The sequence below is a fragment of the Streptomyces sp. NPDC002537 genome, from assembly GCF_053594975.1.
Map to the genome: position 1 here is coordinate 93644 of NZ_JBSFWT010000011.1, position 22910 is coordinate 116553.

Genomic DNA, 22910 nt, shown 5'->3' on the forward strand with positions numbered 1-22910 from the left:
CGTTATGCCTGAGCCCCATCCGCCACGCCTCGCGCGCCATGGGCTATACGCTTCAAAATCACCCCAGAATTGGGCATTCTGCACACGTGGCGACCTTGGACGTACGGCCCCGACTGCTCGATGCGCTGTCCGCACTGCGTGACCGTGTCGACGCCGCACGCTTCCCGCTCCCCCTTCCCGGCGCCGCCCGCGCCCGGCAGAACCGTGCCGAGCTCCTGGCCCAGCTCGACGACTACTTGGTGCCCCGCCTGTGCGCCCCCGAAGCGCCGCTCCTGGCGGTCGTCGGGGGGTCCACCGGAGCGGGCAAGTCCACTCTGGTCAACTCCCTGGTGGGCCGTCGGGTCACTGCGGCCGGGGTCCTGCGGCCGACGACCCGTACGCCAGTGCTGGTCTGCCACCCGGACGACCACCACTGGTTCGCCGGGCAGCGGGTGCTCCCGGGGCTGCGCAGGGTGTGGGTCCCGGCCCAGGAGATTGCCGCGTACGAGCCGCACGACCTGCGGCAGATGCACGAGCTGCTCGGGAGCCAGGAGCTGCTCGACCCGCGCGAGCTGCCGGCCTCCCACGACGCGCCTCGTGGCGTGCCCGAGGGGGTACCAGACGACGCGCCCCGCGATGCGCCCCCGCCCCACGGCACGCGGAAGCCGGAGGACGACGACGCGGGCGAGCTCACCACCCTCCGGATCGAGACCGACCGCACCCTCCCGCGCGGGCTCGCGCTGCTCGACGCCCCGGACATCGACTCCCTCGTCGCCCGCAACCGCGACCTCGCCGCCGAATTGATCTGCGCGGCCGACATCTGGGTACTCGTCACCACCGCCACGCGGTACGCCGACGCGGTCCCGTGGCACCTGTTGCGCACGGCCAAGGAGTACGACGTCACGCTCGTCACCGTGCTGGACCGGGTGCCGCACCAGGTCGCCGTCGAGGTGTCCCGGCACTACGCCGCGCTGCTGGCGGCGGCGGGGCTCGGGGACGTGCCGCGGTTCACCATCCCGGAACTCCCCGAATCCGCGGGCGGCGGAAGCGGGTTGCTGCCCTCCACCGCGGTCGCGGAGCTGCGCGCCTGGTTCGAACAGTGCGCGCAGGACCCGGCGGCCCACGCCGTCGCCGCGGCCCGTACCGTCACCGGGCTGCTGGCCTCGATGCGGTCGCGGCTGCCCGGACTCGCCGGCGCGGCGGCCCTCCAGCACGCCGCGGCCGTACGGCTGCTGCAGCGGGTCGAGGACGCGTACGGGCGGGCGGCGGAGCGGGTGCGGAACGGGGTCGCCGCGGGCGAGGCGCTCGCCGGGGACGCGCTCACCCACTGGCGCGGCCACCCGCACGACAGCACCGCCGACGAACTGCTCACCGCCCTCACCAGCTCCCTGGCGGCACTGCTGAGCTGCGCCGTCGCGGCCGCCGACGAAGAGATCGCCGCGGCGGTCGCGGGCGACCCCGCGGCGGGCGACGTGCTCGCGCCGCGCGACCCGGACGGGGCCGTCGGCCGCATCGGGGTGGCCGTGCGCCGCTGGCGCCGCTGCCTGGAGGAGATCGCGGAGGAGGCCGTGCGGGCCGCCGAGCGCGGTACGGGCCTCGACGCCGACCGCGCCGGGGTGCTGCTCGCCGTGGCGCTCCTCGGCGGCCGCCGGGCCCACGCGGCGGGGGAGAGCCTCGCCGAGATGCTCGGCGCGCAGGGCGTGCTGCGGCTGCGCGACCGCGGCGAACAACTGCTCACCGACTGTCTGGAGCGGGTGCTCGAAGCGGAGCGCGACCGCCGCACCGCCCCGCTCGAAGCCCTCGAAGTCACCCCCGACCACCAGGTCGAACTCATCGCCGCGCTGTCCGTACTGCAGAGGGAGGGTGGCGACTTTGGCCACGTCAGACAGTCGTGACGAAAACGGCGGGAAGTCCGCCCCCGGTGCCCCACGCGGCACTTGGGACGACGGGCTGATCGCGCGCCGTGCCCGCCCGGGACGCGTGCCCCGTACCCACTTCATCCTCGAAAAGGCGAGCACCGGGACTCCGGAACAGCGCGTGACGATTCCTCCGCGCCCCCTGCATGCTCCTGATCCCGCGCGCGCGCCGTCCGTCGGCTCCGTGCTGCGCCCCCGTCTGGATGCGCTGCGCGAGCTCGTGGGGCTGTCGCAGGCGCGGCTGGACCGGCGGACGCTCGCGGAGGCGGGGCGGGTGCTGGAGGAGGCCGCGGCGCGTCAGCGGCACTCGCTGGACCTGACGGTCGTGGCAATCGCCGGGGCGACGGGCAGTGGCAAGTCGACCCTGTTCAACGCCCTCGCCCGGACACAGCTCTCGGAGGCCGGGGTGCGGCGGCCGACCACCTCCGTACCGATCGCGTGCGCCTGGACGGACCGGACCGATCAGGCGGAGGGGCTGCTGGACCGGCTCGGCATCCCGGCCCGCGCGCGCAGGCAGCCGGTCCGGCCGTACGACCAGGGTCTGCACGGGCTCGTCCTGCTGGACCTGCCCGACCACGACTCGGCGACGGTCGGCCACCGCGAGCAGGTGGACCGGCTGCTGGGACTGGTGGACGCGGTGATCTGGGTGGTGGACCCGGAGAAGTACGCGGACGCGGTGCTGCACGAGCGCTATCTGCGGCCGCTCGCGGGGTACGCCGAGGTCACGTTCGTCGTGCTCAACCAGGTGGACCGGCTCGCCGGCGACGCCGCGGACCAAGTGCTCGACGACCTCCGGCGGCTGCTGGACGAGGACGGGCTGGCCCTCGGCGAGCACGGGGAACCGGGCGCCGTCGTGCTGGCCCTGTCGGCGCTGACGGGCGAGGGCGTCGGTGAACTGCGGGAGACCCTCGCACAGTTCACGGCGGGCAGGAACGTTCCGGAACGCCGGCTGGTCGCCGACGTGGACGGGGTCTCGGCGCGGCTGCGGCCCGCCTATGTGGCCGAAGGGACCCCGGGGCTCACCGAGGCGGCACGGCACGAGTTCGACGACCGGCTGGCGGAGGCGGTGGGTGCCCAGGCGGCCGGGCTCGCCGCCGAACGCGCGTGGCTGCGCGATGCCGAGCGCGGCTGCGGGACGTCCTGGGCGCGGCTGCGCCGCTGGTACGGACGGAAGCGCGGGGCGCGGGGCAAGGGGAGCACGAGCGGGAGCGTGGCCGACACCCCCGCGCCCCCGACTGCCGGCACCTCGGTCGAGACCGCTCCCGTCCCGTGCCGCACGGCCTCCCGGCCCCTGGTGGAACAGGCCGTACGGGCCCTGGCGTACGAGGCGTCCGCGGGCCTGCCCGACCCATGGGCCCAGGCGGTGCGGGAAGCGGCGGGGCGCGGTGCGCAGGGGCTGGCGGACGCCTTGGACGAGGCGGCTTCCGCGGCGGCGGCCGCGGCGAGCGGCTGGACGGGACGGACCGGCGTGGGGGGCAGCACGGGTACGGGACGGCGCGGGCGCCCCAGGTGGTGGGCGGTGGCCGCGGCCGTCCAGGGCGCGCTCTCGGTACTGCAACTGGCGGGCTCGGCATGGCTGCTGGTGATGGCGGCGAGCGTGCTCGGCGGCGAATGGTGGGCGCCCGGCCTGCTGTTGACGGGCGGCGGGGTGGGCGGACCGGTGCTCGCCTGGTGCTGCCGGGCACTGTCGCGCGGACCGGCACGGCGGTACGGGCTGGAGACGGAACGCCGCCTGCGGGCCGCTGCCGCGGGCTGCGGCCGGCAACGTGTCCTGGAGCCGGTGGCGGCGGAACTGCTGCGCTACCGCGAGGTGCGGGCGCAATTCGTGATCGCCTCGGGCGAGGCCCTTTGATGTGCCTGTACGTGGCGCCCCGCCGTTCCCGCCTGCGGCGAGGGCGGCCTGCGGCCGCGTCCTCAAACGCCGGACGGGCTGGATGTGCTGGCGTTGTCCCGTAGCCTGCGGGCCGCATGCCGAAGAGCCGCGGTCCGGAAAATCAGCCCGTTCGGCGATTGAGGACAACGCGGCGAAGCCGTGTTGCGGGGTCCGGGGCGGAGCCCCGGTTTCGGGAAGGCCCGGAGCCCCGCACGGGTGACGGGGTTGTCCACAAGCGGGCGCCCGTCCACAGGTCTCAGCAGGATCGCGCAACCCGCCGCACCATGAAACCCGAGCGGAGCGAAAACGCAACGGGGGAGGCGGCTCGGATGAACGAGACATTGGTGACGGTCGTGGGCAACGTCGCGACTCGGCCGGACTACAGGGAGGCGGCGAACGGATCGGCCGTCTCACGGTTCCGGCTCGCGGTGACGGTCCGCCGCTGGGACCGGGGCAAGGAGGAGTGGACGGACGCCTGCACCAGCTTCTACACGGTGCGGGCCTGGCGGACGCTGGCCGCGAACGTGGTGGCCTCGGTCACGGTCGGCGAACCGGTCATCGTGCAGGGCAAGTTGCGGATCCAGGATCAGGAGCGCGACGGAAAGCGCTGGCTGTCGGCGGATATTGACGCCGTGTCGATCGGGCACGACCTCGCGCGCGGCACATCGGCGTTCCGGAGGGTCTCCCCGGCCAAGCCGCTGCCGATCGAGCCGGTGCGGATGGCGGGGGCGGGGGCGGGAGCAGGGGCGGGGGTCGTGGCGAGTGCCGCGGTCGGGGCAACACCACCGTGAAATGGGCTTTTTGTCCCGACGATTTATCGATAATGCCAGGTCAGACCGCATTCCCCGGTAACGATTCCGATTCGGATCGGTTGGGGGGAGCCCTCGGTGGGGATGCTGCCGCGCTCGCTCCTTAAGATCACGTTCGCAGCATGTGGCAACGGGGGCTTCTGAGTTTTGAGTTCGCTGGCGAGGCGCGGCGACTGGATCTGCGATCGCCCGGAAGGAAATCGATGACTTCTGTCATGAGGCGGGGAACTGCCCGCCTTGCCGCAGGGGCCCTGGTGTCGGGCCTGGCTGCGGTAGGCACGATAGTCGTGGTGGGCCCCGCCGCCGCGTACGACGCGCCGCAGAACCCGGGCGGCGTCAGCGCCACCCTCGGCAGGATCACGGCCGGCTCGGGGGCCGTCGTCCACGACCGGCGCAGGACCGGCGACATGCAGGCCGGGCTGTTCGAGATGAAGGTCGACGGCGGCGGCACGCTGCAGACGTACTGCGTCGACATCCTCACCAACACCGTGGACGGCGCGAAGTACAAGGAGGCGGGCTGGGGTGAGTCGCCGCTGCACGCCAACAGGAACGCGGGGAAGATCCGCTGGATCCTCCAGCATTCCTACCCGCAGGTGAACGACCTGGCCGCGCTCGCCAAGGACGCCGACTCGGGCCCGCTCGACGCGAACACCGCCGCCGCGGGCACCCAGGTCGCGATCTGGCGCTACTCGGACGGCATCGACGTGACCGCCAAGGACGGCGCGGCGGGGAAGCTCGCCGACTACCTCTACAAGAACGCCCAGGACGCGGAGGAGCCCGCCGCCTCCCTGGTCCTGACCCCGTCGGCGGTCTCCGGCAGGTCCGGCGGGCGGATCGGTCCCGTCACGGTCCACACCGGCGCGAGCAGCGTCACGGTCGCCCCCGCCGGTGACGCCGAGGCCAAGGGCGTCAGGATCGTCGACAAGGAGGGGAAGCCGGTCGGCTCCACCGGCGACGGCGGCGAGCTCTACTTCGACGTGCGGCGCGGTGCCCGGGACGGGTCCCTGTCGCTGAAGGCCACGGCGGCGACCAAGGCGCCGGTCGGCCGGGTCCTCATCGGCGACCGCACCACCACACAGAGCCAGATCCTGGCCGGTTCGAGCGAGAGCACGGTGTCCGCGACGGCCACCGCGACCTGGGCGGAGAAGGGCGCCATACCGGCCGTGTCCGCGAGGAAGAACTGCACCAAGGGCGGCGTGGAGATCACCACGGACAACAAGGGCGACGCCCCGTTCGTCTTCGACCTCGGTGGGGCCAGGCACACCGTCCCCGCGGGCCGGTCGGAGACGACCCTGGTCAAGGTGGGCGAGGACCAGGCGTACCGGATCACGGTCAAGGGTCCGAACGGCTTCTCCAGGACGTTCTCGGGCATCCTCGACTGCGCGACCGTGGAGAGCGGGGCCACCGTCGTCGGCGACGGGGGCGGAGCGGGCACCGGCACCAAGGCGGAGCGGGCCTCCCGTATGCGCCCGGCCTCCGCGGGCGGCACCGGCAAGGGCGTGGTCAGCGCCTCCGCGGACGGCGACCTCGCCGAGACGGGCGGCAGCCGGACCACCCCCACGATCGCGGCGATGGCGATCGCCCTGATCGTCGTCGGCGGCGGTTCGGTCTACCTCCTCCGCCGTGAGAAGGCGGCCTCCGGGGAGTGATCCCGCGCGGTGGTGCGCGGGCGGGCACGGTCCGCCTGCGCACCACCGGCTCCGACGCCGGAAGCCCGGCTCGCGGCGCTGTGACCAACCCGTTTCCGCCGAGGGCTACCGGTCCGGCATGATGGGGTGTATCTGCCCTCACGCGGCGGAGCCGCACATTGGCCCTTCTCGATTGCCGGACGGTTTCTCTTGGCTGAGTACATCTACACCATGCGCAAGACGCGCAAGGCGCACGGCGACAAGGTCATCCTCGATGACGTGACGCTGAGCTTCCTGCCCGGTGCGAAGATCGGTGTGGTCGGCCCCAACGGCGCCGGTAAGTCCACCGTCCTCAAGATCATGGCAGGGCTGGAGCACCCGTCCAACGGTGACGCCTTCCTGTCGCCGGGCTACTCGGTCGGCATCCTGATGCAGGAGCCGAAGCTCGACGAGTCCAAGACGGTCCTGGAGAACGTCGAGGACGGCGTCGCGGAGATCAAGGGGAAGCTCAACCGCTTCAACGAGATCGCCGAGCTGATGGCGACCGACTACTCCGACGCGCTGCTGGAGGAGATGGGCAAGCTCCAGGAGGACCTGGACCACGCCAACGCCTGGGACCTCGACGCCCAGCTGGAGCAGGCCATGGACGCGCTGGGCTGCCCGCCCGGCGACTGGCCGGTCGTCAACCTCTCCGGTGGCGAGAAGCGCCGCGTCGCGCTCTGCAAGCTGCTGCTGGAGGCCCCCGACCTGCTGCTGCTCGACGAGCCCACCAACCACCTCGACGCCGAGTCGGTGAACTGGCTGGAGCAGCACCTGGCCAAGTACGCCGGCACCGTCGTGGCGATCACCCACGACCGCTACTTCCTCGACAACGTCGCCGAGTGGATCCTGGAGCTCGACCGCGGCCGCGCCATCCCCTACGAGGGCAACTACTCCACCTACCTGGAGAACAAGGCCTCCCGCCTCAAGGTCGAGGGCCAGAAGGACGCCAAGCGCGCCAAGCGGCTCAAGGAAGAGCTGGAGTGGGTCCGCTCCAACGCCAAGGGCCGTCAGGCCAAGTCCAAGGCGCGCCTCGCCCGTTACGAGGAGATGGCCGCCGAGGCCGACAAGATGCGGAAGCTGGACTTCGAGGAGATCCAGATCCCGCCGGGCCCGCGCCTGGGCTCCGTCGTCGTCGAGGTCAACAACCTCTCCAAGGCCTTCGGCGACAAGGTCCTGATCGACGACCTGTCGTTCACCCTGCCGCGCAACGGCATCGTCGGTGTCATCGGCCCGAACGGCGCCGGCAAGACGACGCTGTTCAAGATGATCCAGGGCCTGGAGACCCCGGACTCCGGCGAGATCAAGGTCGGCGAGACCGTCAAGATCTCCTACGTCGACCAGTCCCGCGCCAACATCGACCCCAAGAAGACGCTGTGGGCCGTCGTCTCCGACGAGCTGGACTACATCAACGTCGGCCAGGTCGAGATGCCGTCCCGCGCGTACGTCTCCGCGTTCGGCTTCAAGGGCCCGGACCAGCAGAAGCCGGCCGGTGTGCTCTCCGGTGGTGAGCGCAACCGTCTGAACCTCGCGCTCACCCTCAAGCAGGGCGGCAACCTGCTGCTCCTCGACGAGCCGACCAACGACCTCGACGTCGAGACCCTGTCCTCGCTCGAGAACGCCCTGCTGGACTTCCCCGGTGCCGCGGTGGTCGTCTCCCACGACCGCTGGTTCCTGGACCGGGTGGCCACGCACATCCTGGCGTACGAGGGCAACTCCAAGTGGTTCTGGTTCGAGGGCAACTTCGAGTCGTACGAGAAGAACAAGATCGAGCGCCTCGGCCCGGACGCGGCCCGTCCGCACCGCGCCACCTACAAGAAGCTCACCCGGGGCTGAGCGTGGCACGCCACCTGTACTCCTGCCCCATGCGCTGGTCGGACATGGACGCCTTCGGCCATGTGAACAACGTGGTCTTCATCCGCTACCTCGAAGAGGCGCGGATCGACTTCATGTTCCGGCTGGCGCCGGGGGAGGGGAGCGCGTCGTTCTCCGGCGGCTCCGTCGTGGCCCGGCACGAGATCGACTACCTGCGCCCCCTGGTGCACCGGCATGCCCCGGTGACCGTCGAGACGTGGGTGACGAAGGTGGGCGCGGCCTCGCTGACGGTCGCCTACGAGGTCAAGGACGAGGACCAGGTGTATGTGAGGGCCAGCACCGTCATCGTGCCGTTCGACTTCGAGGCGGGCCGCCCGCGGCGGATCACCGCCGAGGAACGGTCCTTCCTGGGGGAGTACCTGGAGGACGCCGGGCAGCCGGCCGGCCGGTCCGCCGCCAAGGGGGCCGTCGCCGCATGACGGCAGACCCGGCCCCGTACGGGCAGCGGCTGTGCTTCGCCGATGCCGGGGAGGCGGCCGACCTGGCCGCCTTCCTGGCCCGGCTGATCCACTACGACCGCGCCGCCGCGGTCCGGCTCCAGGCGAGCGGCGGTGTGGTCGGGGTCTTCGGCCGCCCGCCGTCCTTCGAGGTCCTCGCCATCCGCACCGCGCGGCTGGCCGGGCCCGCGCCGGGCGCGGTGCCCGCCGTGCTGGACGTGACGGTGTCGGCGGGGCAGCTCGCCGACGCCCTGGACGCGGCGGGCGCCGCCGCGGCCTCCTCCGGCACCGGCCCCGTGATCACCGTTCCCGAGGCCGTCACCGGTCCTCCGTGGGCCGGGGTGCTGCCGCCGCGCAGTGGCTGGCAGCGCGTCGAGGGCCTGCCCGACGTAGCCGCCGCGCGGGATGCCGTGGCCGCCGCGGTCATGGAGTTCCGGGCCCGGGACGAGGCCCTGCCCGAGCAGCGGCGCACCCGCGCCGAGCGCGACCGCATGGGCCGGGAGATCTGGTCCCGCACCCTCGGTGGCACCGGGCTGCCGCTGCGCGCGGTGCACGCCGCGCAGTCGCTGGGCTTCCTGCGGCCCGTACGGACCGCGGCCGTCCCGGCGGGCGCGCGCGCCGGTGCCGCGCTCGCCCTCGGCCCCGAGCCGCTGGTGCTCTTCGCCGCGGGCGGCTGGCTGCGGCTGCGCACGCCGTACGGCTCGATCGCGGTCCGCACGGGCGGGCTGCCGGGTCTGACGGTCACGCCCGCCTGACCCCCGGCCGGGGCGCCGGTGACGGCGCCCCGCTCACCCCGGGGTGTTGACCATCGAGGCGGCGGCGTAGGTCAGGTACCGCCACAGCTGCTCGCTGTGCTCGGGCGCGAGTTCCAGCTCGTCCACCGCGTCCCGCATGTGCTTCAGCCAGGCGTCGTGCGCGGCCCGGTCGACCTCGAACGGCGCGTGCCGCATCCGCAGCCGCGGGTGGCCGCGGTTGTCGCTGTACGTGCGGGGGCCGCCCCAGTACTGGATCAGGAACAGCACCAGGCGCTCCTCGGCGGGCCCGAGGTCCTCCTCCGGGTACATCGGACGCAGCAGGGGATCCTCCGCCACCCCCTGGTAGAAGCGGTGGACCAGGCGCCGGAAGGTCTCCTCGCCGCCCACCTGCTCGTAAAACGTCTGCTCCTGCAGCGTGCCGCGCGGAATCTCATTCACCTCTCCATGGTCTCAGACCGCACGGCCGAGGGCCGGGGCCTCGGGACCGCCGGGGCCTCGCCCCCGGCCCGGCCGTGGCGCACAGTGGAGGCATGGCCGACGCGCACCGCGGCGGAGCCCCGTCCGGGCACGGACCGGCGGCGGTCCCCGGCGAGGAGCCCGGCGCCGTCCTCCGCGCCGGGCTGGTCCGCGAGCTGCGGGCCCGCGGGGAGCTCGCCGATCCCCGCTGGCGGGCCGCCTTCGCGGAGGTGCCGCGCGAGCTGTTCGTGCCGCACTACTACGTGGGCGCCACCGGCGGCCACCGGCGGCTGTCCCGCGACGACAGCGCCCCCCGGCGTCACGACGAGTGGCTGACCGGCGTCTACGTGGACGAGCCGCTGGCCACGTACGTCAAGGACGGCGAGCTGATCTCCTCCAGCAGCCAGCCGTCCCTGATGGCCAAGATGCTCGCCGCCCTCGACCTCCGGGACGGGCACACCGTCCTGGAGATCGGCGCGGGCACCGGCTACAACGCCGCCCTGCTCGCGCACCGGCTCGGCGACGGCGCCGTGACGACCGTCGACCTCGACCCGGAGATCGCCGACGCCGCCCGCGCGCACCTCGCCGCGGCCGGGTTCCACCCCACGGTCGTCACCGGCGACGGGGCGCTCGGCTGTCCCTCGCGCGCCCCCTTCGACCGGACCGTGGCGACCTGCGCGCTGTCGTCCGTACCGCCCGCCTGGATCGCGCAGAGCAGGCCGGGCGGGCTGGTCCTCGCGCCGCTCGCCACGGGTCTCATCGCGCTGCGGGTCACGGACGCCGGCCACGCGGAGGGCCGGTTCCTGCGGACGGCCGCCTACTTCGTACCGCTGCGGGGCGCGGCCGAGCGGCCGCCGCCGCCCGACCGGGGCGGCCTGCCCCCGCGCCTGCTCCGGAACGACCAGTTCCAATTCCTGCTGGCGCTGAGCCGGGCGGCACCGGTGGACGCCCTCGCCCTGTGGCAGGACGAGGGCCACCCGACGCGGGAGCGCTACGGCGTGACCGTGGCCGGGGACCGCCAGTGGGCCTGGCTGGACGCCCCGGACGGACCCTGGCGCTGGGAGCTCAGCCCCGGCGGACCGTGATCGTGGTCCAGGCGCCCACGTGCACCCGGTCGCCGTCGTGGAGCGGCACCGGCACATACGGCTGGATCGGCTCCTCCGAGCCGTTGATCGTGGTGCCGTTGGTGGAGTCCTGGTCGACGACCGCCCAACTGCCGTCCGGCTGCCGCACCAGCATGGCGTGCTGGTGCGAGACGCCCGGGTCCTCCGGCGGGCGGGACAGGTCGATGTCCGGGGACTCCCCGGTGCTGTGCCGCCTGCGGCCGATGGTCACCTGCGGGCCGCCGAGCGGGAGCTGGAGCTCGGGGGAGTACGCGGGCAGGTTGAGCCCGGCGGCCTCCGGGCCGCTGCGGTTCATCATCGCCATGAAGTAGTCGCGGTCGGGCGCGACGACGGCGATCCAGCCCGTCGGCGGCGCGGGCGGCCCCGGCTGCATCGGCACGCCCTGCGACCCGCCGTCCGCCGAGTTCTCCTCGTACGGGAACGGCGTCGCGGGCGCCGGGCCCGGCGGCGGCAGCATCCAGTCGCCGTCGTCACCGAAGCCCTGACTGTCCGGAGTGAGCGGCTCCGCCGGGCGGTTGATCCGGGACGGCCGCGAACCGTAGTACTCGTACGACTGCGGCGGCTGAGTGTGCTGCGGCGGCGGGGGCGGCGCCGACTGGAGGCCCTGCGCCTGCGGCGGTGGCGGACCGAACGACGGACCGCTGTGCGTCAGGAAGTTGTAGCGGCACTCCTCGCAGAACGGCGCCTGCGCCTCGCGCGGCGTACGGCACCGCGGGCACAGCTCCGCCTGGACGGTCGTCTCCCCGTAGTAGCCCGCCGGACCGGCCGGTGGCGGAACGGAGGGCGGGGGCGGCGGAGGGACGGTACCCGCGGGGGCGGCCGCCGACATCCGGTGGCCGCACACCTCGCACCAGTCCTCGGCCGCCGACTGATGGCCGTTCGGGCAGGTCGGCATGTCGGTTGATTCCCCCTCGTGTGCCGTTCGTCGCCGGTCTCTTCACCGGACGTCGCATCACCGGACGTCGCACCGGATCGTCTCACCGGCGCGCGCACCGGCCGTCGCCGGGCCACCCCGCCGCTCCCGCGGCCGTCGCGCGCCCCCGCGCCGCTCCTCGCTGCTGCTGCGCTACTTCTTCACTCGTACGGTCTTGGTCGAGCGCGTTTCGAGCGTCATCTGAGCCTCGGCCGTGACCTTCGCCTTCAGCCGCACAGTACCCGTCGCGGCATCCACGACGTCCACCACTTTCGCGAGGAGCTTCGCGGTGTCCTCGTTGCCCGACCGGCTGGCCAGCTGCACCGCCCTGCCGAGCTTCGCCGTCGCCCCGTCGACGTCCCCCGACTTCCGCAGGTCCAGGCCCTGTTGGATGACCTGCGCCAGCTCGGCCTGGCCCGTGTAGTGGGCGACCTGGGGGTTGATGGACGTCGACGCCGCCAGGTCGTCCGTCCAGACCGCCCGGACGAGCCCCTGCGAGAGCACCTGCGGCGGGGAACCGTCCGGCGCGGGCAGCACCAGGGAGACGCGGGCGGCCAGCATCTCCTCGCCCACCGCGGCGCTCGGCACCCGTACGCACACGTGGTAGTCGCGGGACTCGTCGCCCCACGAACCGGTCGGGTAGTCGCCCGTGCGCGGCCCCGCCTCGGCCCGCCGGCCGGTCAGCTCCTCCACCGACGGCGCGACCTGCTTGACGAACTGCACCTCGGCGCCCTGCGGGGTCCACAGCCGCAGCGCGACGTCCGCGACCTCCTTGCCCATCGCGGCCTCCATCATCCGCGTGAAGTCCGCGGCCAGCCCGGCCGGATCGGGCACGATGTCGGCGGTGCCCAGCAGCGCCGAGGCGATCCCGGTGACCTCCTTGACCTCCCAGTCCGTCCCCACGCCCCGCGCGTCACAGGTGAACCGGCCCGCGCACGCGTCCAGCGTGGCCCGCAGCGCCTCCGGCTCCTCGTGCTCGTTACGGCCGTCGGTGAGCAGGATGCCGTGCCGTATCGCGGTGTCGGACGCGGCCAGCAGCCGGTCGGCCAGGCGCAGCCAGGTGCCGATGGCGGTGCCGCCGCCCGGGGCGAGCTTGCGCAGCGCCTCCTTGGCCTGCTGCCGGGTCATGGGATCGGCCACCGCGAGGCGGCCGTTGCCGGGATACGCCTCCTTCGCCTGGTGCGTCCCGGCGACCACGGCGAACGCCACGCCGTCGCGCAGGGTGTCGATGGCGGCGGCGGTGGCGTCCCGGGCGTTGCGCATCTTGGTGGGCGGGTAGTCCATCGAGCCGGAGCAGTCGACCATGATGACGACGGCCGCGTCCGGGGTGGACGCGCCCGCTGTCGGCGGCAGTTGGGCCGGGATGCGGGTCTCCGCCGTGGTGCCGCCGCCGGTGGCGGTGACCGTCACGATCGCGTTGACCTCACGGCCGCCCTCGGGGAGGTGCGCGTTCTGGTACACCTCGACCGCGAAGCGCGGCACGCTCGGTTTGGAGAAGTTGGCCATCTGATCCGCTCCTCGGAACTCAAAAAGCAACAAGTGGGCGGGGGTGGCCGGGCGCACGGCACCGTGCTCCGGCGCCGCGGCGTGCGTCCCCCCGTGAACACGTGCGCGTCAGGCCGATCCTGCCCCTTCGAGGGGAAGGGGGAACGGGAGGACCGCCACCGTTACGTTGTCGTGGCCGCCGCCGTCGAGCGCGTGGGCCACCAGCCGCCGCGCGCACTCCAGCGGCCGCTGCCGCGCGTCGGGCGGGGTGACCGAGGCCAAGTGCTCGGCGGACTCGGCGTAGTTCCACAGCCCGTCGGTGCACACGATGACGACGCCCTCCCGGTCGGGGTGGAACGACGCGGTGTGCGGCTCGATCTCGTACGCGTCCGCGCCGAGCCAGCCGGTGATCGCGTGCGCGCGCTCGTCCGCGTACGCCTCGGACTCGGACAGCAGGCCCGCCGCGACCATCTGGGCGGCCCACGAGTCGTCCTCGGTGAGCCGCGCGGGCTGGGTGCCGCGGTCCTCCGGCACCCAGTAGGCGCGGCTGTCGCCGATCCAGCCGACGGTCAGCAGGTCGCCCGTGATGACCGCGCTGACGATGGTGCAGGCGGGGGCGTTCTCGTGGCGGTGCGGATCGGCCGGGCGCGTGGCGAGCGCGGTGACGGCATCGGCGGCCCGCATGATCGCGTCATGGGTGGCCTGCCGGGGGTCCGCGCCCGCCGGCAGGGCGGCGACGAGGGCCTCCCGCGCGGCCGCGCAGGCGGCCGCCGACGCCTCGTCGGGGCGGGTCGCGGACGACACGCCGTCACTGACCACGGCGACGGTGGCGGGGCCGCCGTCCGCGAGTGCCACGGTGGACACGGCGTACGCGTCCTCGTTCCGGTGGTGGCGCAGTCCGCGGTCGCTGACCGCCGCGACGCCTGGCAACTGGTGCTCCATGTGATCCCGTTCGCGCGGCTGTGCATGCCCGCAGTGTTCGCAGTACCCGTCCTTGTCGATCATGCCGGATCGGCAGGACCCGCAGGTCCGGCCGGCGCCGTCCGCGCCGGGGTGCGCGGCGCCCGGCTCCGGCGGCACCCCCGAGATCCCGTGCGCCGCCTGCGCGGGCACTCCCAGGGACACCCGGGGGTCGGGCCCGGGGCCCGGCGCGGCGGAGGCGTCGGTGCCCGGTGGCGGCCCGGCGGCGGCCCGCGCGGCCGTACGCCCCTCAGGCGCCAGGAGCCAGTCGGCCGGCGGCCCGGCCGGCGGCGCCGACAGGTCGGCCCCGCAGCCGCCGCAGAAATTGTCGGCCGGCTCCAGCGGCTCGTGGCAGGAGGGGCACGCCGTCAGCTGTGGGGGGCGCGGCAGTTGCGACATCGATCACACCCATGTCCTGGGGCGGAAACGGTTGGCCCGCTCCACCAGTTCGATCCGTTCCTCGCCACGCTGGGCGAGGCGCGCGAGCACACGGTACGAGCGCTCCAGCCCGAAGCGCAGCCCGCGCTCGTCCAGGCCGCTGCCGAGCAGCCCGGTGACGCGGTCCGGGCCCGCCGCCGCGCCCGGGGTGCCGGACAGCACCCAGTCGAGCGCGGTGCCGAGCACCTCCGTGCAGAGCCGTTCGCGCCGTACCGCGTCCAGCCCGAAGTCCGCGAGCCGCTCCACCTGCCCGGCGGCGGCCGACAGGTCGGCCAGCAGCGGCTCCTGGGGCCGGCGCCCGCGCAGCCGGGCCCGCACCGCCGCGACCCGTGCCGCCGTGTAGTGGATGGACGCCTCCGGGATGGCCTCCAGGGCGCGCACCCCGCCCGCGCGGTCCCCGGCGGCGAGCCGCACCCGGGCCAGCCCGAACGCGGCGCTGACGAAGCTCGGATCCGTCGCCCACACCAGGCGGTAGTACTCGGCGGCGTTGTCGAGCTGCCCCAGCACCTCCGCGCACACCCCCAGCGCCAGCTTCGGCGCCGGCTCGCCGGGGAACGCGTCGTAGACGGCGTCGAAGGACAGCGCGGCCGTCTCGTTGTCCCCGAAGGCCAGCGCGTGCAGGCCGCGGTACCAGACGATCCGCCAGTCCTCGGGGTGCGCCGCCTCCAGGGCCTCGATCGCCTTCGCCGCCACCTCCGCCTCGCCGAGCTCCAACTGGGCCCGTACGCGCCGCAGCCGCAGCTCCAGCGACTCGGCGGGCGCGGCCTGGAGCGCCGCGAACAGCTCGGCGGGCCCGGCGGCCAGCAGGCCCGCGAGGAAACCGGCGTTGGGGTCCCCCGGGTCGACGAGCGGCACCGGCAGGGCCAGGGCCAGGGCCTTGGTGTCCAGCGGGGCCACGACCGGACCCGGGCCCCCGGGCAGCGCGCCGGGGGCGGACGGCTGGGCGGGAATCCGGGCGGTGAGCGCCGTGCGGCCCGTCACCCGGGCGCCCAGCACCGACGTCTCGCACACCGTCTCCTCGAACAACTGCGAGTCCACCACCCGCAGCTCCGGACCGAACAGCGTCGACAGCGCGGGCCGCGGCCGCCCCGTCTGGAGCGCCACCACCTCCCGCAGCACGCCCGTCAGCTGGTCCGCCATCTCCTGCGCCGACGCGAACCGCCGCCCCGGATCGGGGTCGGTCGCCCGGACGAGCAGCCGGTAGAACGACTCGTAGCGGGTGAAGACCTCGATGTTGTCCGGGTCCGGGAGGCTGTCCGCGAAGACGCTCGTGTAGCCCTGGAAGTCGAACGTGAGCACCGCCAGGGTGCGCGCCACCGTGTACAGGTCGGAGGCGACGGACGGGCCCCGCTCCGCGACCTCCGGTGCCTGGTAGCCCACCGTGCCGTAGATCGCGCTGTCGTGGTCGTCCACGCGCCGGACGGCGCCCATGTCGATCAGCTTCAACTGGTCCTGCTGCTGTATCGCGTTGTCGACCTTGAAGTCGCAGTACAGCAGGTTCCTGCTGTGCAGGTGGCCCAGCGCCTCCAGCGCTTCGATGCCGTACGCGCACGCCTGCTCGACCGGCAGCGGATCGCGCCGCCCGTCCGGCAGCCGCCGCTCGTTGGCGATCTCCTTGAGGGACTTGCCGCCCACGTACTCCATGACGATGTAGCCGTCGAGGCTGCCGGTCCGCTGGTCGAGGTGTTCGACGAAGTTGTAGATGCGGACGATGTTGGCGTGCTCGATCTCCGCGAGGAAGCGCCGCTCCGAGACGGCCACCGCCAGCGCGTCCTCGTCGCCCGTGTCGAGCAGGCCCTTGAGGACCACCCAGCGGTCCGCCACCGCGCGGTCCACCGCCAGATAGATCCAGCCCAGCCCGCCGTGCGCGAGACAGCCCGCGACCTCGTACTGCCCGTGCACCACGTCGCCCGCCCGCAGCTTCGGGACGAAGGAGTACGGGTGCCCGCACTTGGTGCAGAAGCCCTCCGTGCGCCCCGGTCGGTCACCGCGCGAACGCCCCACCGGGGCACCGCAGTCGCTCTTGCTGCAGAACCGCTTGCGCTCGGGCACCTCCGGGTTCTCCAGCACCGCCGCCCGCGGGTCCGGGCGCGGCACCTCCGGCACGCTGACCAGACCGGCGCCCAGCTTGCCCCGCCCCGACGCGGCGGCCGTCGAGGAACGCGAACTGCGCACCGACACCGACCGGCCGCCCGAGCCCGCGCCGCTCCCCGAACCACCCGACAGGGAACGCGAGAGCCGCCCCGACACCGAGCGGCGCGACGACGAGGACCCCGACGAAGCGGATGTCCCCGACGACTTCGACGACGATCTCGACGACGACCCCGAAGCGGGCCCCGAGGACGACCCCGCCGCCGCGCCCCGCGCCGAGCCGTGCCCGCCGCCCGTCATGCCGGTGGCCGACGAGGCCAGCATCCCGCTCGGCGACACCACCGGCGCCAGCCCGCACGTGTCGCAGTACAGCTCGCCGCCGCCCACGTCCTCATAGGCCCCGGCGCAGCCCGGCCGCTGGCAGGCTCCGTTCATGATTTCCCCCTACGGTCGACGGGCGCCGAAGCCCCGGTCGTCGGTGACGCCAGCGCGTCGGCCAGCGCCTGTTGATAGCGCAGCACCGCCATTTCGGCGGCCACCAGATCACAGGGTGCGCTCCACAGCATGCGCCGCGCCGCGTCGTGCCGCTCGATGAGGAAGGCGTCCTCCGCCAGGCCGTGCCGGGCGGCCTTCGCCCGGTACGCGTCCAGCCTGCCGCGCAGTTCGGCGCGCACGGCCAGCGGGGCGGTCACCGCCGTCAGCGATTCGCGGGCCCGCAGCAACTCGTCCTCGGCGCGCTGCTCCAGGCCGTCCAGCAGGGGCGACAGCCGGTGCCAGCGCGCGTGTCTGCGGTGGTCGGACGCCGCGGACAGCTGCTCGTACAGCGCGGTCGGCGGGCCGGACACGGCGGGCACCTCGAACGCGGCGATCTTGGACAGGACCTCGGCGCGGGCCTGCCGGGCCTCGGTCAGCGTGCGGTCCGCGCGCGAGAGGACGTCCCGCACCCGCGACAGCCGCTGCTCGGCGTCCTGCCGGACGTCCAGCACGGCCTCGACCTCGCGCCGGACGTCCTCCAGGGCGCGGGCGGCGCGGTCGTAGCGGCCGGTGTCGGGACGGCCGCCGCCGGGCGCGGAGCTGGGCGGGGCGCTCGTCCAGAAGGCCAGCGGGTCCGTCACCACCTCGGACCGCAGCACCGTCAGCTCGTGGGCGATCTGCTCCAGGTCGTCGCCGGAGGGGTGCTCGCCGGGCCGCACGCCCACCGAGTGGGCCAGGGCGCGGACGCGGCGCAGCTCGGCGGCCAGCAGGTCGATCCGGGCGGGCAGCGCGGACCACACGGTGTCGGCGGCGACGACCACGTCGAGCGCCTGGGCGTACCAGCCGTTCATCCGCTCCAGGAGCTCCTGGAGGCTCAGTTGCTCGCTGAGGCGGGCGGCGGTGCCCATGGAGGCGAAGGCCAGGGTGGCGTCGCCGGGCAGGGTGACCCCGGAGCCGCGCAGCAGCTCGGTGAGTTCGGACAGCTCCGCCTGGCCGGGCCAGCGGCGCCGGGCCCGCACCTCGCGGGCGGCCGCCAGGGCCGCGGTGTAGGCGTCGAAGCACAGCCACAGCCGGCCGATGAGCTGTTCGGCGGCCGCCCACCGGCTCTTGGTGGCGCCGGTGAGCTCCGCCCCCTCCAGGAGGCGGCGCCCGGCGTGGTCCTGGAGGGCGAGCAGCGAGGTCTCGACGGCCTCGTGCTCGGCGCCGAGCCTCGCCAGCGCACGGTCCACCTCCTCGCGGGTCAAGGCAGGCCCGGTGGGCCCCGCGACCGCCATCGATCCCCTCTCCTGTCCGCGGCCCTGCCGCCGACGTGTCCGTAACGGTGGTGCTCGTATCCTCGCGCCGCTCCGCCGTCAGTCCTTGTACTTCGGCACCGGCGGAGCGTCGATCCCCTTGAGGTCGGAGGCGAGCCAGTGGTGGTACGCCTGCATCCACGGACTGTTGGCGCCGCCGCTGCGGTAGTCCTCCAGCACCTTGTTGACCCGGCGTACCAGGTCCGTGTCGCCGAGGTTCATCGCCACGCCGTACGGTTCGGTGGTGAACGGCTTTCCGACCAGCTCCACCCACGGGTCCTGAGCCGCCTGCCCGGCCGCCAGGGCGTTGTCGTTGACCACCGCGTCCACCTGTCCGAGCTGGAGCCGCACGAGGCAGTCGAGCTGGTTGGGGACGGTCAGCAGGGTCGAACCGTGCGGCGCCTTCCGCACCACCGCCTCCGCCGTGGATCCTTCCGCCGTGCAGACCCGCTTCCCCTTCAGCGTGTCGTCGAAGCCCTTGACCGACGATCCCTTGGGGACCAGCACCTGCTGGCCGGCCTGGAAGTACGCCGTGGAGAAGGCGACTTGTCCGATCCGGTCGCAGTTGATGGTCATGGCGCGCGCGATGATGTCCACCTTGCCCGAGCGCAGGGCGGGGATGCGCTGGTTGGTGGGGATCGTCAGGAAGATGACCTTGTCGGGGTCGCCCAGGATGTCCTTGGCGATGGCGTGCACCAGGTCGATGTCGAAGCCTTCCAGATCACCGGTGGCGGGGTCGCGGTAGCCCCAGCGGTAGCTGTTCTGGTCGACGCCCGCGCGCAGCTTGCCGTTGGACTTGATCCGCTGCACGGCCGGGCCGTCCAGCCCGCCGTTCGGCCGCAGGCTCGCCTCCGGGTCGGTGCACGTGGCCGTGGTTGCCTCCTGCGCCGGCCGGGCGGCCGCCACCGGCCGCTCCGCGGGCCGCGGTTGTCCGTGGCCGGGCAGCAGCACCGCGGCCGTGGCCGCCAGCGCGCACACGAGCGCGGACGCCAGCGCCGTGAACGGTTTCCTCCGTGCGCTCATCTCCCCGCTTCCCCCCGTCACCGGTACTCCGACAGTCTGCGCCCGATGCCCAGTACGGCGCCCGCCGCCCCCAGCACCGCCAGCACGGCGGCGCCCGCCGCCAGCCCGGACAGCGCCCCGCGCCCGTCGTCGGCCGCCTGCCGGAACTCGTTCTGCTCGTGGACCAGCGCCTGCCGCAGTTCCTCGTCGACCCGGTCGAAGGACTTGCCGGTGCCGTTCTCGCCGTTCACCCGGAGCAGGGCCTCGGCGTAGTTACCGCCGTCGTCGGCGGCGCGGGCCGCGTCGTGCCGCTGCTGCCACTCCCGCACGTCCTTGACCGCCGCGTCCAGGGGGGCGCGGCCCGCGGTGTCGTCGGCGAGGGCGCGGGCGCGTTCCAGGACGCTGCCCGGCGCCGGGTCCCCCCGGCCGTCGCCGATGAGTTCGCCCATCCCTCTGCGGAAGCTCGCCTCGTAGGCGTCCTTGTTGTCCGGGGTGAGGACGGCGCCGCGCGCCACCAGCGTGAGGTTCTCGTCGCCGCGGGCCTGGAGGGAGCCGATGCGGGCCTCGTTGAGGACCTGGAGGGAGTGCGCTCCGTGGGTGTAGGAGGTGTCCAGGCCGGAGCGGGCCACTCCGTGGCCGACGGCCAGCCAGAGCAGCACCACCGTGGTGGCGCCGGTCGCGGCCAGCAGGCCGCGGTTGAGGACCCGGTTGGTGCGGAGGAAGGTGCGCCGCTGCGCCCGGCCGAGGGCGGCGAGGGTCAGCACGCCGAGGCCCAGGGTGGCCCACGGCCAGGACTTCGCGTCGCCGTAGTCGGAGCCGAGGCGGTCGGTCTCCGCCTTGTACAGCTCGTCGGCGGCGGGCAGCAGGTCCTTGCGCATCCGGTCGCCCGCGTAGCGCAGATAGGCGCCGCCGAGGGGGAGCCCCTGGCGGTTGTCGGCGCGGGCGGCCTCCACCAGGCCGGTGTACTGCGGGAGTCTCGCGTTGAGCTCCGCTATGCGGCTTCGGGCGGCGTCCGTGCCGTCGGTGTCGGCGGCGGCCTTCGCCAGCAACCGGGACGCGACGGCGATGTCGTTGTCGTAGCGCTCCCGGACCTTGGGGGGCTCCTGGCCGCCCGCGAGGAAGCCGCTCGCGGCCGTGGTGTCGGCGTCGGCGAGGGAGCGGTAGATGTCGGCGGCGTCGGCGCTCAGCGGCTGGCTGCGGTGCACGACGGCGTCGGCGGCCGCGGCCCGTGCGGCGACCTGCCAGGTGGTGACCGCCCCGAACGCCACCAACAGGGCGGCCAGCACGGCCCCGATGATGCGCAGCCGGCCCGGCTCGGTCGTCGCCGAGGCGCGCAGCCGGTCGAGGGCCTCGCGCCAGGCGGCGGTCCGCGCGGGCGGCGGCGCGGGCGCGGCAGGCGGCGTGGCCATGGGTACGGGTGGTGCCGGCGCGGCGACTCCGGCCGCCTGCGGATGTGACACGAGACCTCCCCCTCGGTCGCTGAGGGCGGCCCGTCGTCCGGTGCGGTGGGAGGACAGGTGCCCGGCCAGTCAGTATGGCCGCAGGGACTGACAAACACACCGGTGCCGCCCCGATCTTGTCGGGATCGGGATCTTCACCGGGGCCTGCGTCGGCCTCTGTACCCCACCACGTGCGGCGGGCCCGTTCGGTTCCCGGGCCCGCCGAGCGACCGTCAGCGGTCGTACGTGTAGAACTTCGTGTGGTCGAGCATGTCGGCCGGGGTCACGTTGTTCCAGGGGCGCATGGTCTGGTTGAGCGAGACCACCTGCGGGGTGGGGGTGGCGGGCAGGTAACCCGAAGTGGGGTGCATGCGCTGCCAGTCGGCCCACAGCTTGTCGATGAAGCAGTGGTGCAGCCAGAACGCCGGCTCGTTGGGGGAGTAGCCGGTGGCCATCTGGCCGCCGATCCACACGTGCACGCTGTTGTGGATGCGGCCCTGGCCGCGCCAGCCCTCCAGGTTGTTGCGGAAGCCGCCCTCCGACTGGGCGTTGAAGGGCGCCGTGTCGTAGGTGGTCATGGCGAGCACGGCGTCCACCTGCGCGCGCGTGGGCAGCTGGGCGTTGTCGGCGCCGAACTCACGCTGGAGGTACGGACGGTCGTCGTCGCTGAGGTTGATGTTCCACTTGCCCGTGGAGTAGGCGAACGGGCCGGTCATCACCTGGGCGTCGCGGCTGCGGCCGTTGCCGCCCAGGAAGTCGTCGCCCCATATGGAGGCGGTGGGCGAGCGGTCGACGGTCCAGTCCCAGTAGGGGAGCGTCACCGACGCGTCCACCTTCTGCAGCTCCTGCTCGAACTGGATCAGGAAGCGGCGGTGCCACGGGAGGAAGGACGGCGAGCGGTGACCGACGCGGTCGGTGTTGTCGCGGTCGCTCATGATGAAGTCCTCGTGCGTACGGACGAAACCGTCGTAGACGCCGCGCTTCTTCACCTCCAGCACCGCGTTGACGAAGTTCCGCTTCTCGCTGGCGGAGAGGCTCGCCTGGTTCTTGCGCACTGCCATGGGGATTCGTGTCCTTTCGGTTCGGGTTCGGTGGTCGGCAGTGATGGATCAGTGGGACATGTTCATCATGATCGGGACGAGCTGGGCGCCCCGGAGCTTCTCGACCGCGGCGCGGGCGAGCGCGTGCGGGTCGGCGAGCGGCAGGTAGTGGTTCACGACGCTGATCCAGGTGCCGTCGCCGTTCTGCATGATGTGCAGTTCCCTGTCGTCGATGAAGACCGAGAAGTTGTCGCCGTGGTGGGCGCTCATGCTGCCGGGCTCGGCCGGCTTACCGACGATGTGCCGGCCCTGGTACATCTCGTCGAACGGCTGCGGGACACCGTGGCCGGAGTGGTCCATGCCGGAGTGGTCCATACCCGTCATGGCGCCGCGGGTCGCGGCCATCGCGGCCGGCCCGGCCAGCGCGACACCGGCGACGGCGACGGCGGTTCCCCTGAGCACAAGGCGTCGGGTGACATTGGACGACATGGGTCGTACCCCCCTCAAAAGGTGATCATGAGTCGGGTTGTCACGAAGGCACCCGCAAATCCCTTTTGATGGCGGTTGCTTGTTGTATTTCGTGATCAATCCGTGCGAGGCGGATGCTCGCATGATCAACAGGAGGACGGGAAACGGTTGGCCGCTTTACGGACATTAGGTGCATGAAAGGTCAACAATCGCCAGGGGAGAAGTTTCTGGCGAATGACCTTATTGACGCAGTGTCAGGAAGATTTCCGGCCACGGATGATCTTGGTGGCGATATTTGCGGAGCAGGGGCGTCCGGGGTGACGTCTCTCACGACGTGAACATGACGTGAAGAGGTGTGAGTTCGAGCCAGAGGGGCAAGCCCCTCCGGCTCTCCGGCACGCGCTCCGGCCAGGCCGG

General features: G+C 73.4%; 18 protein-coding genes. 8 read left to right on the forward strand and 10 right to left on the reverse strand.

The genetic code is table 11. The annotated features are described in order from the left end of the window. Nucleotides 1-95 precede the first annotated feature (95 nt). From ACWD4A_RS08110 to ACWD4A_RS08140, 7 genes are all read left to right on the forward strand, one after another. The gene (locus tag ACWD4A_RS08110) at nt 96-1874 is read left to right on the forward strand and encodes a dynamin family protein (RefSeq protein ID WP_451190941.1); all 1779 of its coding nucleotides are present in this window, start codon (nt 96-98) and stop codon (nt 1872-1874) included. Beyond that, a complete protein-coding gene (locus tag ACWD4A_RS08115) occupies nt 1843-3747 on the forward strand; it encodes a YfjP family GTPase (protein WP_451190856.1) in 1905 nt (634 codons plus the stop codon). The genes ACWD4A_RS08110 and ACWD4A_RS08115 overlap by 32 nt, the downstream gene beginning before the upstream one ends. 350 nt (nt 3748-4097) lie before the next feature. Next, nucleotides 4098-4559, forward strand: a complete 462-nt coding sequence (locus ACWD4A_RS08120) for a single-stranded DNA-binding protein (RefSeq protein WP_451190859.1) — start codon at nt 4098-4100, stop codon at nt 4557-4559. Between the two features lie 308 nt (nt 4560-4867). Then, the gene (locus ACWD4A_RS08125) at nt 4868-6226 is read left to right on the forward strand and encodes a Cys-Gln thioester bond-forming surface protein (RefSeq protein ID WP_451190862.1); all 1359 of its coding nucleotides are present in this window, start codon (nt 4868-4870) and stop codon (nt 6224-6226) included. A 189-nt stretch (nt 6227-6415) separates the two neighbouring features. Continuing rightward, nucleotides 6416-8080: an energy-dependent translational throttle protein EttA gene (gene ettA / locus ACWD4A_RS08130; protein ID WP_451190864.1), complete on the forward strand. Its 1665-nt coding sequence runs from the start codon at nt 6416-6418 to the stop codon at nt 8078-8080. A gap of 2 nt (nt 8081-8082) precedes the next feature. Then, nucleotides 8083-8538 carry an acyl-CoA thioesterase gene (locus tag ACWD4A_RS08135; RefSeq protein ID WP_451190867.1) on the forward strand — a complete coding sequence of 152 codons (456 nt, stop codon included), beginning with the start codon at nt 8083-8085 and terminating at the stop codon, nt 8536-8538. Continuing rightward, on the forward strand, nt 8535-9311 hold the full coding sequence (locus ACWD4A_RS08140; RefSeq protein ID WP_451190871.1) for a hypothetical protein: 777 nt from the start codon (nt 8535-8537) through the stop codon (nt 9309-9311). Before ACWD4A_RS08135 ends, ACWD4A_RS08140 begins: the two co-directional genes overlap by 4 nt. Nucleotides 9312-9344: 33 nt before the next feature. Here the strand turns inward: ACWD4A_RS08140 and ACWD4A_RS08145 are convergent, their stop codons facing one another. Continuing rightward, a complete protein-coding gene (locus tag ACWD4A_RS08145; protein WP_451190874.1) occupies nt 9345-9749 on the reverse strand; it encodes a globin in 405 nt (134 codons plus the stop codon). A gap of 92 nt (nt 9750-9841) precedes the next feature. Between ACWD4A_RS08145 and ACWD4A_RS08150 the strand changes: the two genes are divergently transcribed. Next, complete coding sequence (locus ACWD4A_RS08150; protein WP_451190877.1) at nt 9842-10852, forward strand: methyltransferase domain-containing protein; 1011 nt, start codon at nt 9842-9844, stop codon at nt 10850-10852. On the opposite strand, the gene ACWD4A_RS08155 is transcribed toward ACWD4A_RS08150, so the two are convergent. The 9 genes from ACWD4A_RS08155 to melC1 all read right to left on the reverse strand — a co-directional run bounded on the left by ACWD4A_RS08155 (nt 10833) and on the right by melC1 (nt 22514). Next, nucleotides 10833-11786: an FHA domain-containing protein gene (locus tag ACWD4A_RS08155; RefSeq protein WP_451190880.1), complete on the reverse strand. Its 954-nt coding sequence runs from the start codon at nt 11784-11786 to the stop codon at nt 10833-10835. The two genes, ACWD4A_RS08150 and ACWD4A_RS08155, sit on opposite strands and share 20 nt — an antisense overlap. 171 nt (nt 11787-11957) lie before the next feature. After that, a complete protein-coding gene (locus tag ACWD4A_RS08160; protein ID WP_451190883.1) occupies nt 11958-13310 on the reverse strand; it encodes a vWA domain-containing protein in 1353 nt (450 codons plus the stop codon). A 108-nt stretch (nt 13311-13418) separates the two neighbouring features. Continuing rightward, nucleotides 13419-14648: a protein phosphatase 2C domain-containing protein gene (locus tag ACWD4A_RS08165; protein ID WP_451190886.1), complete on the reverse strand. Its 1230-nt coding sequence runs from the start codon at nt 14646-14648 to the stop codon at nt 13419-13421. A 3-nt stretch (nt 14649-14651) separates the two neighbouring features. Beyond that, nucleotides 14652-17213 (reverse strand): tetratricopeptide repeat protein, encoded by a 2562-nt coding sequence (locus ACWD4A_RS08170; protein ID WP_451190889.1) that lies wholly within the window; start codon nt 17211-17213, stop codon nt 14652-14654. Then, nucleotides 17210-18526, reverse strand: coding sequence for a hypothetical protein (locus ACWD4A_RS08175; RefSeq protein WP_451190892.1), 1317 nt, complete (start codon nt 18524-18526; stop codon nt 17210-17212). Before ACWD4A_RS08175 ends, ACWD4A_RS08170 begins: the two co-directional genes overlap by 4 nt. A 78-nt stretch (nt 18527-18604) precedes the next feature. Further along, on the reverse strand, nt 18605-19567 hold the full coding sequence (locus ACWD4A_RS08180; protein ID WP_451190895.1) for a glutamate ABC transporter substrate-binding protein: 963 nt from the start codon (nt 19565-19567) through the stop codon (nt 18605-18607). Nucleotides 19568-19584: 17 nt separating this feature from the next. Then, nucleotides 19585-20955: a hypothetical protein gene (locus ACWD4A_RS08185; protein ID WP_451190899.1), complete on the reverse strand. Its 1371-nt coding sequence runs from the start codon at nt 20953-20955 to the stop codon at nt 19585-19587. Between the two features lie 263 nt (nt 20956-21218). Next, nucleotides 21219-22046: a tyrosinase MelC2 gene (melC2, locus tag ACWD4A_RS08190; protein ID WP_451190902.1), complete on the reverse strand. Its 828-nt coding sequence runs from the start codon at nt 22044-22046 to the stop codon at nt 21219-21221. Nucleotides 22047-22094: 48 nt separating this feature from the next. Further along, nucleotides 22095-22514, reverse strand: coding sequence for an apotyrosinase chaperone MelC1 (gene melC1, locus ACWD4A_RS08195; protein WP_451190905.1), 420 nt, complete (start codon nt 22512-22514; stop codon nt 22095-22097). Nucleotides 22515-22910: the final 396 nt, after the last annotated feature.